At 32.6% G+C, this 15,095-nt stretch carries 11 protein-coding genes; all 11 read right to left on the bottom strand.

The features are described 5' to 3' along the window. Positions 1-93 precede the first annotated feature (93 nt). The 11 genes from N5B56_RS03510 to cdaA all read right to left on the bottom strand — a co-directional run bounded on the left by N5B56_RS03510 (position 94) and on the right by cdaA (position 15,085). The gene (locus N5B56_RS03510; protein WP_260978398.1) at positions 94-1,809 is read right to left on the bottom strand and encodes a S8 family peptidase; all 1,716 of its coding nucleotides are present in this window, start codon (positions 1,807-1,809) and stop codon (positions 94-96) included. Between the two features lie 284 nt (positions 1,810-2,093). Beyond that, the gene (locus tag N5B56_RS03505; RefSeq protein ID WP_022089691.1) at positions 2,094-2,453 is read right to left on the bottom strand and encodes a DUF2304 domain-containing protein; all 360 of its coding nucleotides are present in this window, start codon (positions 2,451-2,453) and stop codon (positions 2,094-2,096) included. Positions 2,454-2,456: 3 nt separating this feature from the next. Then, positions 2,457-3,146, bottom strand: coding sequence for a glycosyltransferase family 2 protein (locus N5B56_RS03500; protein WP_022089690.1), 690 nt, complete (start codon positions 3,144-3,146; stop codon positions 2,457-2,459). A gap of 32 nt (positions 3,147-3,178) precedes the next feature. Further along, a complete protein-coding gene (locus tag N5B56_RS03495; RefSeq protein ID WP_243053238.1) occupies positions 3,179-4,384 on the bottom strand; it encodes a nucleotide sugar dehydrogenase in 1,206 nt (401 codons plus the stop codon). Positions 4,385-4,388: 4 nt separating this feature from the next. Beyond that, the gene (locus N5B56_RS03490) at positions 4,389-6,596 is read right to left on the bottom strand and encodes a glycosyltransferase family protein (protein WP_260978397.1); all 2,208 of its coding nucleotides are present in this window, start codon (positions 6,594-6,596) and stop codon (positions 4,389-4,391) included. Positions 6,597-6,849: 253 nt separating this feature from the next. Next, a complete protein-coding gene (gene clpX / locus N5B56_RS03485) occupies positions 6,850-8,415 on the bottom strand; it encodes an ATP-dependent Clp protease ATP-binding subunit ClpX (RefSeq protein ID WP_117908654.1) in 1,566 nt (521 codons plus the stop codon). A 337-nt stretch (positions 8,416-8,752) separates the two neighbouring features. Further along, on the bottom strand, positions 8,753-10,369 hold the full coding sequence (locus tag N5B56_RS03480) for a S1C family serine protease (RefSeq protein WP_260978396.1): 1,617 nt from the start codon (positions 10,367-10,369) through the stop codon (positions 8,753-8,755). A 239-nt stretch (positions 10,370-10,608) separates the two neighbouring features. After that, positions 10,609-11,922: an LCP family protein gene (locus N5B56_RS03475; protein WP_260978395.1), complete on the bottom strand. Its 1,314-nt coding sequence runs from the start codon at positions 11,920-11,922 to the stop codon at positions 10,609-10,611. Positions 11,923-11,937: 15 nt separating this feature from the next. Beyond that, positions 11,938-12,963: a UDP-glucose 4-epimerase GalE gene (gene galE / locus N5B56_RS03470; RefSeq protein ID WP_022089684.1), complete on the bottom strand. Its 1,026-nt coding sequence runs from the start codon at positions 12,961-12,963 to the stop codon at positions 11,938-11,940. A 15-nt stretch (positions 12,964-12,978) separates the two neighbouring features. After that, the gene (locus N5B56_RS03465; RefSeq protein ID WP_022089683.1) at positions 12,979-14,232 is read right to left on the bottom strand and encodes a CdaR family protein; all 1,254 of its coding nucleotides are present in this window, start codon (positions 14,230-14,232) and stop codon (positions 12,979-12,981) included. Continuing rightward, positions 14,189-15,085 (bottom strand): diadenylate cyclase CdaA, encoded by an 897-nt coding sequence (gene cdaA, locus N5B56_RS03460; RefSeq protein ID WP_147585528.1) that lies wholly within the window; start codon positions 15,083-15,085, stop codon positions 14,189-14,191. The genes N5B56_RS03465 and cdaA overlap by 44 nt, the downstream gene beginning before the upstream one ends. Positions 15,086-15,095 lie beyond the last annotated feature (10 nt).

Here is a 15,095-nt window from a genome sequence, read left to right as displayed (position 1 = left end):
CTGCTTTATTTTAATATATATTTATAAAAAAATCAATGGGAGAGAACAGTTAGTACACTTTATTCTATGGGTGATGAGAATTAGTACACTTTATTATTTATTTCTAAGTATGCTAAAGGCTTCATATACATTTACTTTACCATATCCCCATTCTTTAGATGGATAAACTATGTTTCTATCCCTTATTGCCCCTCTTATTAAAAAGTTTTTTATATAATTTGTTTTCATTTGAGTTTCATTTTTTTCCACTATTCCCCACTGCATAAGTTGTGCACAGTTTCCTGCAACTAAAGCTGCTGCAACCGATGTTCCTGACTTTCGCACATAATTATTGTTTATTCCGGGTCCATAGACATTTACACCAGGCGCAGTAATATCCGGCTTAATTTCATTTGTTCTGGTAAAACCTCTGCTTGAATCTGTAAATAACGCATTTGTCATATTATCATATGCCGCTACCGTTATTGTAGCCTGAGTTGTCGAAGGAACTGTCAAAGTTATATCAGGATTTGGTTTTAAGAAATATGTTTCTTTGTCTATAAATTGCTTTATGGGAAGCCAGATATTGTAATCACCTTCTAATATATTATTTCCATATACCCTGATTATCCACACTCCGGGCGTAGGGTCTATAAATCTCATAAATATTAGTTCAACACCACCGCCTGCTTCAACAAGACTATAACTGATATCTATTTTACTTTTTTCAAGCAAAAATTCTACCGTATCACTTTGCCCTACTCTTGCCGGAATCCTTGATATCATTTCTCCCGAAGGCGAAATAAAAGCAACCGATATTATATCCGGTGAATTTCCCCAAAGTTCCATTGTAAATCCATTTGTTCCTTCGCCCACCCTAAGTTCTACATCTTCATATTCTTTATTTAACACGCTGCCTTTATAATGAAGTCTTGCATTTCCTTCATTTCCTGCGCAAGTAACTACGCAACATCCAATCATTTCACCCAAATCATTTAATTGTTGGGATAAAGCTGAACCTCCGGACCTTTGACCACTTCCTGTACCTAAACCTAAAACCAAAACAAGTGGTTTGCTTTCTCTTCTTGACAGATTTCTCAAATATGTCACTGCCTGCATAATATCATTTTCCTGATATACATCCTGAACATTTTCCTCTATGAGATAGAAATCCCTAAGATATTTCTTTGCCTTTTTTAATTTTACAACCGCAATCTGACTTTCATTTGCTGCACCAATAAAATTATTTTCCACATCCTCACTTCCACATGCCACTCCTGCCATAAATGTTCCGTGCCCCTGTGTATCTTTAGTTGGAACAATCGAATACGGATTTTCACTTTGCAATGCCCTGTCAATATCTTCCCTTGTATACTCACTCCCAAATTCTATTCCTTTCGGGTGAGTTCCACTCTGATCACTTTGATCCCATATAGATAAAATTCTCGTCCTACCCGTAACATTTTTAAATATGTCATTTGTATAATCAATTCCGGTATCTATAAAACCAACTATTACACCATTTCCTGTTAAAGATGTGCCTCTTACTCTTTGCAGTCGCAATGCTCCCGTTGCTTCGACTGCAGACGTATCCATAAGTCCAAAAAGTTTGGGAATTGCAATATATGTATCCTCACCCACACTTATCGGATTTATTTCAGATAATGGATAATATATGGCGGAAAATTTATACCCTATATCCTGTATGCACAAATCTTTATATTCCTGCCGTGCTTCATTTTCCCTAAATCCAATCTCTATTATAAAATCAGCATAATCTTCCGATATAATTCTTTCCGCACATTCACTCATCATATTTTCTGATGCCATTGCCTAATGGCTTTGGTCATCTTCCTCTCCAATATTATTTTATAAAGTATATGATTATTTTCTCTTTAAAATTCAATCTATTGTATATTTCACAAAAGCTATTTTTTATTTTTACTCAATAAAAAAATATCAGATAGTGACCACACTCACCGTTCGGTTATAAACTTTGATTTCCCATGCCTGGCAAGAAACAATTTCTTCTTTCACACTTGGCGGAAAGAAAAAAAGAATTCACATCAGCATATACCAACACGAATTCTTTTTATTGTGATTAATTTTATTTATTATTTTAATTCATTTTTTTCTATTGAATCTAATTTTTTATTTAATATTCCTACCATCTGTGTTAACTTTCTTACTCGAACAGCTAATCTTGAAACTGTTGTTGTAAGTACAAATATTAAAATTAATGCAAATACAAATCCACATAAGAAAATCATATTTACAGGAGAATATACTCCCATTAAATCTGATATTTTTGCTATTGCATCAGGAATCCAGACTAAAATTATAAGTCCTATTAACACAATAAACCATGGCAATGATAATTTTAAATCAAGTTTTCTCTTTCTGACCATATTATATATAATGCAAAACAACAATAAAAATACTACTGTCATTACAATCTGTAAACGAATTGTCATATTCTACCTCCACTTCTCAACCAAAATTGCTATGGATACTTTTATCATATAGTATACCGAATGTCTAACTGATGAAAGTGATGAAACGCCTTCTGCTCTCTCTCTCATAATTACCGGAACTTCTTCAATCTTTCTCTTATGTCTTATAAGACGAACCGTACTTTCCGGTTCCGGATAATCTATAGGATATTCTTTAGCAAACATTTCAATTGTTCTTCTGTTACACATTCTCATACCTGAAGTAGGGTCTGTTATTGTCTTTCCTGTAAGCAAATGAATTAAAAATGTGAAATATTTTATTCCTACTCTTCTGATAAACGATGACTGAAATCCTTCTTTTTCAATAAATCTTGAACCGATTACCATATCACATTCATTTTTCACAAGATAATCTGCCATCTCATTTAGGTATGCTGCATCATGTTGTCCATCTCCATCAAACTGTACTGCTATATCATATCCATTCTGAAACGCATATAAATATCCGGTCTGTACAGCTCCACCAATTCCCAAATTCAATGGAAGATTAATTACCTTTAATCCATTCTCTACACATACATCATAAGTATTATCTGTTGAGCAATCATTTACAACAATATAATCAAAACCCTGTGCATTGTCTTTAATATCTTTTACAGTATTTACAATACTGTCCTTTTCATTATATGCAGGAATAATTACCAATTTCTTCATGCATCTTTCTCCTTTAATTTAAATACTACCACTTAATCTCTGAAATACAAATCTCTTGTATAAACCTTATCTAAAACATCCTCAAGATCATTATTAAATCTATTTGCAACTATAACGTCACATTTTTCTTTAAATTCATTAACGTCTTTTATTACCTCACTGTTAAAGAATGTTTCTTCTTTTAGCGTAGGTTCATATATAACGACTTTAAGTCCTTTTGCCTTTATTCGTTTCATAACACCTTGAATAGATGACTGTCTGAAATTATCAGAATTTGCCTTCATTGTCAACCTGTAAATTCCTACAACGCCATTCTGGTTCTGTGGAAATCCTGCTTTTTTAAGTATTTGTTCTGCAATAAAATCTTTCCTTGTGTTATTTGCTTCTACTATTGCTCCAATAATGTTATTAGGGACATTCTCATAATTTGCCAAAAGCTGTTTTGTATCTTTTGGCAGACAATATCCACCATATCCAAATGACGGATTGTTATAATAATTTCCGATTCTTGGGTCAAGTCCGATTCCCTCTATAATTTGTTTTGTGTCAAGTCCCCTAACCTCAGCATAAGTATCAAGTTCATTAAAGAATGATACTCTAAGTGCTAAATATGTGTTAGCAAATAATTTAACAGCCTCTGCTTCTGTAGGTTTTGTAAACAAAACGTCTATATTTTCCTTTAATGCTCCTTCCACAAGAAGTTTTGCAAATGTGTGTGCAGCTTGTTTTATTTTTTCATTATCATCAGGTGCACCAACTATTATTCTTGAAGGATACAAATTGTCATATAATGCTCTTCCTTCACGCAAAAATTCCGGTGAAAAAATTATATTTTCCGTATCATATTTTTTTCTGACACTCTCTGTATATCCTACAGGCACTGTTGATTTAATTACAATTATAGCATCTTTATTTACTTTAAGAACGAGTTCAATTACCTGTTCAACTGATGAAGTATCAAAATAATTTTTATCCGGGTCATAATTTGTAGGTGTTGACACAATGACAAATTCAGCATCTTTATAAGCGTTTTCACCATCTAGTGTAGCTTTTAAATTTAATTTCTTTTCTGTAAGGAATTCCTGAATTTCTTTATCTACAATAGGTGATTTCTTATTATTAATCATATTAACTTTTTCTTCAATCACATCTACAGCTACTACGTCATTATGTTGTGCTAACAAAACTGCATTTGATAATCCTACATATCCTGTTCCGGCTATTGCTATTTTACTCAAAATCCTACTCCTTTTTATTTTCCAAATCATAACTGATTTCTTTTGCTCTCGCATCAAATGTATGATTTCTTAATACAATCTTTTTACCTTTCCCTACAATTTCTTTTCTCTCATCTTCATGAGTCAAATAATAATCAATCTTATTTTTCAAATCTTCCCTGTCTCTATAAGTCACCAGACAACCTTCAAAGTATTTATGAAGTTGTGGCATATCATCACTAATTATAAATGCCCCTGCTGCCAATGCATCAAATATACGATTAGATATTATACCATTATCCTTCATGTCATCCCAATGGTCATTTAATAATATTTTTGCATCGTGATAAGCCTGTCCAACCTGCTCATTAGGCATATACTTCGCTTCTACATAATCTTTAACAGGAAATTCATCCCATCCATCTCCATAAACTGTAAGTTTATGTTCTGTAGGAAGTAAATCTTTAAGTATTGTTCTAAATACATTTCTTGAATTTCCAACAAATAAAAGCTCGTATTTCTTTTCTGCCTCTTCATTAACATTAGTCATAACTTCCGGATCAGTACACTGCATAAGTGTTTTTACCGGAACTTTTATTTTTTCCTTTAACTGTTTTTCAATTACATCAGAAGCTGCATAAACCATATCAAAACAATTATACTCTTCTACTTTTACTCTGTCAGGGTGTGAAATATTCCACATAATTGAATACTTCTGTTCTATCTTAGGATAGCATGCATATTTTCCTCTAAGAACAATTGAATACGCATTACGACTTCTCTCATACCATTCATCTCTTGTCTTAACAGTGCAATGATAACCGAGTTTCTCTAAAGATTTAGCAAGTGCTAATGCATAATGATAATCTCCCCAATTATAAATCGCTTCTGTATTTGGCATTGATCCACATATGTCTATTCCCTTTGGATCAACATAATCATTAATTTCATATACTAAATCCTTAAATTTATCAACATCTAATTTATCAAATTTTTCTATAGGAACTATTATAACACTATCTCTTGTATCTGTATAATCAGAGCTCTCTGTATTATTTGTTCCATCTACAATGACATCAGTATAGATTCCTACTGCATGAGGTAATTTCTCTGCTTCTAAATATTCTACATCATAACCTTTATCACTTAATGATTCGCCTAAATCTCTACACTTTTCATCATTTTCAGGTTCTATTATTGTAATCTTTAATGGATTTTTTGTAAAAATATTATTTTCTTCTATTTTATCCTTAATAACCTGTCTTAGCAAATAGCTCTGCCATACGCATTTAAATACCTTTACATTCTTTCTTATACGCTTTAAGTCCTTTGTTTCATCATCATACAACTTATTTTCCGTATCACAGAAAAAAGCATTAGATGTAGGAATATAATAATTCTTATACCCTTTGTAAAATCCATGAAGGCATAAATCTGTACTTTCGTAGCCTAAATTATATTTTCTGTCAAAAGGTCCGATTTCATTGAACACTTCTCTGCTCACTAACATCATCGCCCCTGACACTGCTGCTCTCTCTTTTATTTCTTTATCCGCTTCACATATTTCTTTTTTATTATCCACATCAAATGGTTGCATAAAATATGCATCTTCAAAAATTGAGTCTTTAATTTCTATTCCTGTACTTTGAATACAGAAACTATTGCCACTATTTTTATTATCTTTTGGCATTGCAGGATATATTAATCTTCCCGACACAATACCTGCCTGCGGTAAATTCTGATAAGCATATAGCAATTCATCTAGCCATCTGTCTGAAACAATTACATTATTATCAAGAAATACAAAGTATTCACCCTTTGCTTTCTTTACGCCGGCATTATTCATCATAGAAGTTGTTATTTTCTTTTTATTATTAACAACTGTTAAGGCCATTTTCTTTTTCCATTTTTCAACACATTCTGTCAAATGTCCATCTGATAATGCATCAACGATAATAATTTCATAATTGTCATAAAATTTGCATTTTTGCAAAGATTCTATTAGCTCTTCAAGTTTTTCAGTTTCTCTATTGACAATTATTATGGAAACTAATGGTTTCCCTTTTATTCCCCTGTTAGGAAGTTTTTCTATGTCTGATTTAATTACTTTAAATACTTCTTCTTTTCTTTCATTTTCTTTGTCATTTAAATCATCATCATTTAAATCTAACGCCCATTCTAAGCTATCCTGACCATTTATTATGTTTTTAAAAACAGAATATATATTTTTCACAATAACATCTCCTACCGTTTTCCTCTCATGTCCCTATGTTTTGCTTATATTAACATATGGGTTGCAGATTGTTCTAAATTTACACTCTCACAATCCTACCCATCATATAATAAACTATCAAACATTTATTTTTATTGCATAATTATTAAAATAAACTTAATAAAATAAATCATTTTAATATTATGCCTATAAATTTATCATTTAGGTAATTCGTTCGTTAATAAAACGACTTTATCATTAGTCAGACTAAAATCTAATCATTTTGTTCAAGTAATTCCTGTCCTCTGAATCTGATTATAGGAGCACCTTTCTTTTCTATGCATTCCTTTGTCACAGTAACTGTTCCAATATTATCATCTTTTGGAATTTCGTACATAATGTCTAGCATGAAGTCCTCAATAATAGACCGCAAAGCTCTTGCTCCTGTATTTTTATTTATCGCTCTTGCAGCTATTTCTTTTAATGCATCTTCTGTAAATCTTAAATCTACTTCATCTATAGCCAGCAACTTTTTGTACTGTTTAATTATAGCATTTTTGGGCTCTGTAAGTATTTTTACAAGCATTTCTTCTGTCAAACCTTCCAATGTAAATATTATTGGAAGACGTCCAATGAATTCCGGTATCATACCAAATTTTCTCAAATCTTCATTTATTACTTTAGATAATATTTTAGCATCTTTATCATATTTGTCTTTCAAATCAGACATAAAACCTATTGTTGCCTGCTTGTTAAGACGTTCCTTAATAATATCTTCCAATCCCGGAAATGCACCGCCACATATAAATAATATATTCTTTGTGTTTACTGTTGCTAAAGGCACCATTGCATTTTTACTTGTTGCTCCAACCGGCACCTCAACTTCACTGCCTTCTAGCAATTTTAACAATCCCTGCTGAACAGATTCTCCGCTTACATCTCTATTTGTTGAATTCTGTTTCTTTGCTAATTTGTCAATTTCATCAATAAATACAATTCCTGTCTCAGCTCTTTCTACATCATTATCTGCTGCTGCCAACAATTTAGAAAGTACACTTTCTATATCATCACCAATATATCCTGCCTCAGTTAATGATGTTGCATCTGCGATTGCCAAAGGCACATCTAATATTTTTGCCAATGTCTTTACAAGAAATGTTTTACCACAACCTGTAGGTCCTATCATAAGCATGTTTGACTTTTCAATTTCAACATCATCCTGTATCGTGTTAGCAACTCTCTTATAGTGATTATAAACACCTACTGACATTACTTTTTTAGCATAGTCCTGACCTACCACATATTCGTCTAACTGCTCTTTAATTTTATGTGGAGCAGGCAAATTTGCCAAATCTATAGTCTTAACTTCTTTTTCTTCTGTTTTTTTCTTTTTCTTTAATTTCTGATTTTTTGGAATTTCTCTATTAAAATCATCACTTGTAACCATTCTTACATTAGGCATTTTTAATAATTTTTCCAAATCCTCTTCACTTATGTTCACATTCATACCATTTAATCCGCCAAATCCCGGGAATCCTGCTAATCCATCATTCATTGTATCAAAACTTCTCTGCAAACAATCTGTACATACATAGATGTTTCCCGGCATTGATACCATCTTTCCTGCACGGCTCTCAGGTCTTCTGCAGACATAACAAATTTTTTCATATTCATCTTCATTATCATCTTTGTCTGTTGAAGTTGTGTCTTCTTTTTTTATATAGTCTTTTTTTGTTTCATTAGTATTGTCTAATGATTCATCTGTCGTTTCTTTATCATTAATGATTTCTTTGTTTTCTTTTATATTCATATCTTCTTTTGTTTCAAATTCTTTATCCATGCTGTTTTCCTTTCAGTTATCACCATAGTACTTTATATAATTTCAGGGGCACCCCAACTTTGATTCTACCCAACATTCGCATATCGTGGGATAGTCTTCCCGCTTTTTGCTCATATTGGCGCGGGTCCTAAGGTCTTTCACCCACTTATGAGCAAGTTCATGTGGGGTTAGCCCTTTTGACTCAGGCATTATATATCTGATTCTTTTAAATCTTGTAACATATTATCACAAAACCATATGCTATGGCAATTTCTTTGAATAAACGACACCAAAAAGCCCATAGAATTGTTTTAAAACAAATCTATAGGCTTCTTATTCACTCTTTATAGTCTATATATTATTTTGTTGTCTGTTCATTTGCTCCTGCTTCGCTTGAAGAACTTAATGTTAAGCTTACATCTTTTTCTTTATAATCTCTTCCGTCTCTGTATGCGACTTTTACAGTAACTGTTTCTCCAGCTTTATAGTATTCCAATATACTCTGTAAATCATCCATTGAATTTACTGTCTGACCGTCAAATCCTACGATTACATCTGTTGCTACGATTCCGGCTTTTGCTGCTGCCGCACCGTCTGTTACTGCGTATACATAAACACCTTCCGGCATTGAATACTGTTCTACTGCATCCGATGTTACACTATATCCCTGGATTCCAAGATATCCTTTTTCATCTGATGAAACCTTTGATCTTGTTTCTCTCTGTTCCAAATTATTAATAATATCTGTTACTGATGAAATTGGAATTGCAAATCCCATTCCTTCTACGCTTGCTGATGAAGATGTAGAACTTGATGAATATTTAGCTACGTTAATTCCGATTACTTCACCTTTTGCATTAATTAAAGCTCCACCACTGTTACCACCATTAATTGCCGCATCTGTCTGAAGTAATTTCATTGTATTGTTATTATCAAATGTTACTTCTCTATCTTTTGCACTAATAATTCCTGATGTAACTGACTGACCATATCCTAATGCATTACCAATTGCAATTACACCTTCACCTACTGTTACTTCATCTGAATTCCCAAGTGTTGCTTTCTTAATTGTTTTTAAAGTTGATTCCTTAATATCTGATAATTTAATTGCTACTACAGCAACATCTGCCTTTGTATCTGTACCTTTTACACTACCTTCAACTGATTCACCATCTACAAACTGAATTGATAATGAATCTGCGCCCTCTACTACGTGGTTATTTGTAACTACAAGCAATTCTGTGTCTGTCTGTTCTACGATAATTCCTGAACCTGCTGACTGTTCTTCATATGACTGTCCATTGTTATTTCCATCATTATTTCCAAAACCATAACCATAGAAATAACTAAAATTATCATAATAATTTGATTGAACTAATGTAGTATTTGTAATAGCTACAACTGAATTCATAACGTCTGAAACAACATCAGATACATCTGTTATTACAACTTTTCCATCTGAGCCTGAATTTGTATCTTCAATAACATCTGTTGAGCCGACACTAGGAATATCTTTATTATCTGCTGTTGTTGTCTTTTTGCTGCTGTTATCTGATGATAAAATGTTATTTGTATTATTACCTTTTCCAGCAATAGAACTTGTTATTAACGAAACTCCTACAGCTAAAACAACAACCACACCTGCTATACATGAAATTAAAATTGCAGTCTTATTCTTTTTTGGCTTTTTGTTGTTATCATTATAGTTATTATAACCATTATTGTAATTGTTATATCCTGAATTTGAATTATCATATCCGTTGTTCGAATTATTACTCTGATTATAATATGAATTATTTCCACTATTGTAATATGAACCCTGACCATTGTTGTTTGTGTTGCCACTATTATAATATGAGTCACTTTGTTCACTATTTCCGTTTACGTTACCATTTGTTTCATTGTTACTATTTTGATTATCGTTTACAGTTTCCTCTGTCTGGTTGCTGTTAACATTATTTTCTTCATCGTACATATTGCTTTCCCCTTTCTGTACACATTCTTTGTAACGTCTATCTTTATTACAAGTAACAGTTTAGTTTTAATTTGTGATGTTTTTGTGTTCCCTTTGTTAAAAAGTTTTGAAATCACAGCAATTTTTGATACCAAAGTCTAAAAGTCTAAGCCACATGGGCTTGCTCATAAAAATAGCCGAAAAGTAAATAGTTACACATTTGCTCTCTAAAATACTTCTCAGCTATTTTTTATATTTCTTTAATGAAATTCTGTATCGCCACCATCATCGTAATCATAATACTCTTCTGTCTGCGATTCCTCTTCATCTGTACTTGTTCCACCCATCTCTGTAGGATTATAACCTGTAGAACTTGAAGAAACACCTGTCTGGCTGACAATACTACTGTCTATTTCTTCAACAGTTGAAGTTGGCTGATAATTTTCTTCTCCATAAAGGAATTCATGCAATGCTGTTACATTCTGGCTTAACCCCTGCGGTAAAACATAACTTGTATTATCTATTGTTCCTGTTGTAAGTTCTGATGGGAATCCTTCACTTCCACTCAATGAAAAATCAAAAATGATTGGTAACATTCCTACTATCTGATCAAAATCAAAACTTGTAGAAATTATCTTTTCTTTCTTTGTATTTCCATCTAAAACAGTGTTTATCATCTGCTGAAGTTCACTTACACTTGCTTTTTTAGCTCTGTCTACTAATTTCATAATAACAGAACGCTGACGTGCAGCTCTTCCAAAGTCATCCCTTATGGCTTTACCAGTGTCCGGATCATAAAATGTTGCCTTACGGATTCTACAATATGTAGTGGCCTGAATACCATTCAGCTTTATGTTCTTTCCACTTTTGGCTATAGGCTTTGCATATTCTCCTGTAGTACTGATTGTACTCTTCATATGATGATTAAGCTGATTAACCTCATCATCTGTAAGATTAACTTTAATTCCACCAAGAGTATCTATTATCTTTGCTACACCGGCAAAATTAACAGTAACGTAATCTGTAAGCTGTAAATCCAAATTTTTATTTAAAGTATTAATAGCTCCTTCAGCACCACCAACTGAATATGCTGAATTTACTTTGAAATATTTATATGTTCCATCGCTATTATATATTCTCAAAAATGTATCTCTATAAATAGACACCATCTTTACTTCACCTGTAGTATTGTGAACACTTACAATTACCATTGAATCACTGTTTGTACCCTCGTCAAACTGACTTGTTCGTGAATCAATTCCAAATAAAATAAAATTAGTATATTCTTCAGAATAATTGTATTGAAGATTATTTGTTTCTACTTGATTCTTGTTAAAATCACCATCAAATACACTTTTATCATAAGATTTGCTTCCGAACAATTTTATTATATTTTGTCCTACCGGTGTTTTTGTAAGTCCTTCAACAATTGCTCCTTTTACAGCTGGCACAAACATTACCGTGCCCATTAAAATAACACATACTGCAAACAGTGCTTCAAAAAATATCAGGACCTTCTTTAATCTTGATAAAGTCTTTAACTTCTGCTGCTTTGTTTTATTTTTTGAACTCATTTGTATTCTCCAATATTATACTCCCTTATATCCATTAGGGTTTTTCTTTTGCCAATTCCATGTATCTTCACACATTTCCTTGATTCCATATTCTGCTTCCCATCCTAACTCTTCTTTTGCAAGGGATGCATTTGCATAACATTCTGCAATATCTCCAGGTCTTCTTTCTGTTATTTCGTAAGGAATCTGTTTTCCACAGGCCTTGCTGAAGTTCTCAATAACATCTAATACACTATATCCGATTCCTGTTCCTAAATTATATGCCTTAACACCTATATCAGGACATTTTTCTAATTTCTGAATTGCCTTTACATGTCCCTTTGCCAAATCAACTACATGAATATAATCTCTTACGCCCGTACCATCTTTTGTAGGATAATCATTGCCAAATACGTTTACCTTTGGGAGCTGACCTGTTGCCACCTTTGCAATGTATGGCATAAGGTTGTTTGGAATTCCGTTAGGATCTTCTCCAATTTCTCCACTCTTATGTGCTCCAATTGGATTGAAATATCTTAATAAAAGAATGTTCCATTCTTTATCAGCGACATAGAAATCTCTAAAGATTTCTTCCTGCATAAGTTTTGTTCTTCCGTATGGATTTGTTGCTGAAAGTGGGAAATCTTCAGTAATAGGTACTGTAGCCGGGTCACCGTATACTGTAGCTGATGAACTGAATACAATATTCTTTACCCCTTTGTTTCTCATCACATCGCACATATCTAATGTACCTGAAATATTATTTCTGTAATATTCTAATGGTTTTGCAACAGATTCTCCTACTGCCTTTAATCCTGCAAAATGAATTACTGCAAAAATCTTATTTTCATCTAAAATCTTACCTACTAATTCTTTGTCAGCAATATCTCCTTCATAAAATTTCAGGCTTTTTCCTGTAATCTTCTGAACTCTTCTTAAGGATTCTTCTGATGAGTTAGACAAATTATCTAAAACAACTACATCATATCCTGAATTTAATAATTCAACACATGTATGACTTCCAATAAATCCTGCTCCTCCGGTTACTAATATAGTACTCATAATCAAGTCCTCCATTTACTTCTTCGTAACTTTTACCTTTACAGACACTTTGTTCTTTAATGTTGTATTATTAGGTACCGTCAAAGAAACATCAACTGTTTTATTTGAATTAATACCTTTTAAATTTACAACTGCTTTAATATCATCTGGTGTAACTTTATCAAGTTCAGACTTAAGCCCTGTAAGCGATACACTAATTGAGTCACTGGAAATTTCTGCAATATATCCGCTTTCAATATTCTGTAATGATATGTCACTTTTGTTTATTTGAAATTTTTTTGTTTCCAACTTTTCAACTTTAACTGTTATTGTTGCAATAGCATTTGCCGAATCTGACACGCTTACACCATCCGGTAAATACTTATTAAGATTTACTTCGACGTTAACCGTATCTTTTGCTCCATCAACAGAGATATCCTCTTTCGGAACTTTGATTGATTCTAGTGAATCTATCAGACTGTGCTTACCAACAAGCGTAACTTTTTGTGGTTCAAATTCTACCCCTGTAACTTCATATCCCTTTGCCGGTTTACCACTATATTCAACATCTACAGGAATTGTATTTCCCTTTAATACTTCAATACTTACTTTTGTCTTATTATAGTTCTTAGTTACATTAGTGTTTTTAATTGTATTTCCATTTTCATCATATAATTTAATTTTATATTTTTCTTCAAAACTCTGGCTTGCATTAGAAACATCTACAATAACTTTTGCTTTGTCAATCTTATGCTGTACTGATTCCGGTGCCGTTACAATAATATTATTTCTTGAGTTGCTATACCCTCCTAAATAATATCCCTTTGCAAGTTCTCCTGTAATTTCTACTTCCACAGGATACTGCTCGTCCACTAAATCTTCAACATCTACTGAAACTGCCTTTACTGACTGATTAACAATTGAAATCTTATTTTCTACATTTTTCTTATTAGCTGAAACTTCTACCTGAACTGAATTGGCAACTGAAATTTCATCTAATGGTGCAACAGCCGTAAAATCATCTGAACTCAACTCTGAAATTACGGATCTCTTTCCGGTTATAGTAACATTTAATGTTAATCTCTGGTCAACTTTATATACTTTATTCTGGTCTGTAATGGCTTCCTCATCTGTCAAATTTATTGGGATTCCATATATTGTTATTGTTTTAGTCGGGTCACTTAAGTTTACAACGGCAAGCCATATAAGTGCCGCGATAAAAACAGCCGCAATTTTTAACATAATATTATTTGTTATTGATTCTCTCAGTTTTTTCGTCACTGACTTCATTGCGCCTCCACCCTTTCTTCTTTTTGCTCTTTACTTCTTCCTTCGCCTGAACTTTTTTAAGTTCATTTTTCAAAGTTGCTGCATCTGCATATCGAATAAGTTTTCCATCTCTTGCAATAGAAATACTTCCTGTTTCTTCAGATACAATTACAACAACACTGTCAGATACTTCACTGATACCAACTCCGGCTCTGTGTCTTGTACCTAAATCTTTACTCAAAGATGTGCTGTTTGACAAAGGCAGATAACAAGTAGCTGCTGTGATTTTATCACCATCAATAATTACTGCTCCATCATGAAGCGGAGTATTCTTTTCAAATATATTAATGAACAACTGTCTGCTTATATCTGCATCAAGTCTTATTCCTGTTTCCTCGTATTCAGTCAAATCCTGATCTTTTGCAATTACAATTAAGGCTCCTGTTTTTACTTTAGCAAGGTCGACTGTAGCTCTCACAATTTCTTCAATTGATCTGTCACTAAATCTATCATCGCCTGTATTACTTCCAAATTTAAAATATCTGGAAATGACATTTTTCTTACCTAATTCCTCTAATGCCTTTCTAAGTTCAGGCTGGAAAATAATTATAATTGCTATAATTCCAACACTTAACGTCTTATCTGCTATCCATAATATGGTCGTAAGGTTAAACAGTACTGCCGCAAACATAAACAGTACAATAACTATAATTCCCTTAAACAAAGTCCATGCCCTGCTTCTTTGGAACCATATCATAATGTAATATACAAGAACAGCAATAATAAATATTTCCACAATATCACTTGCATAAATCTTAGGCATTGTCAAATATTTGTCAGAAAAAATTCCTAAATATTCTTTTAATATGCTCATTTTATCACTC

The sequence above is a fragment of the Eubacterium album genome (assembly GCF_025336545.1).
In the GTDB taxonomy this organism is placed as follows: domain Bacteria; phylum Bacillota; class Clostridia; order Lachnospirales; family Lachnospiraceae; genus Eubacterium_U; species Eubacterium_U album.
This window is presented reverse-complemented; position numbering and strand designations above follow the sequence as displayed.

Excerpts from the sequence above, each read along its gene's own strand:
- N5B56_RS03465 (WP_022089683.1), bottom strand. The coding sequence starts at position 14,232 with ATGAAGTCAGTGACGAAAAAACTGAGAGAATCAATAACAAATAATATT.
- N5B56_RS03510 (WP_260978398.1), bottom strand. The coding sequence starts at position 1,809 with ATGGCATCAGAAAATATGATGAGTGAATGTGCGGAAAGAATTATATCG.
- cdaA (WP_147585528.1), bottom strand. The coding sequence starts at position 15,085 with ATGAGCATATTAAAAGAATATTTAGGAATTTTTTCTGACAAATATTTG.
- N5B56_RS03480 (WP_260978396.1), bottom strand. The coding sequence starts at position 10,369 with ATGTACGATGAAGAAAATAATGTTAACAGCAACCAGACAGAGGAAACT.
- galE (WP_022089684.1), bottom strand. The coding sequence starts at position 12,963 with ATGAGTACTATATTAGTAACCGGAGGAGCAGGATTTATTGGAAGTCAT.
- N5B56_RS03500 (WP_022089690.1), bottom strand. The coding sequence starts at position 3,146 with ATGAAGAAATTGGTAATTATTCCTGCATATAATGAAAAGGACAGTATT.
- N5B56_RS03475 (WP_260978395.1), bottom strand. The coding sequence starts at position 11,922 with ATGAGTTCAAAAAATAAAACAAAGCAGCAGAAGTTAAAGACTTTATCA.
- clpX (WP_117908654.1), bottom strand. The coding sequence starts at position 8,415 with ATGGATAAAGAATTTGAAACAAAAGAAGATATGAATATAAAAGAAAAC.
- N5B56_RS03505 (WP_022089691.1), bottom strand. The coding sequence starts at position 2,453 with ATGACAATTCGTTTACAGATTGTAATGACAGTAGTATTTTTATTGTTG.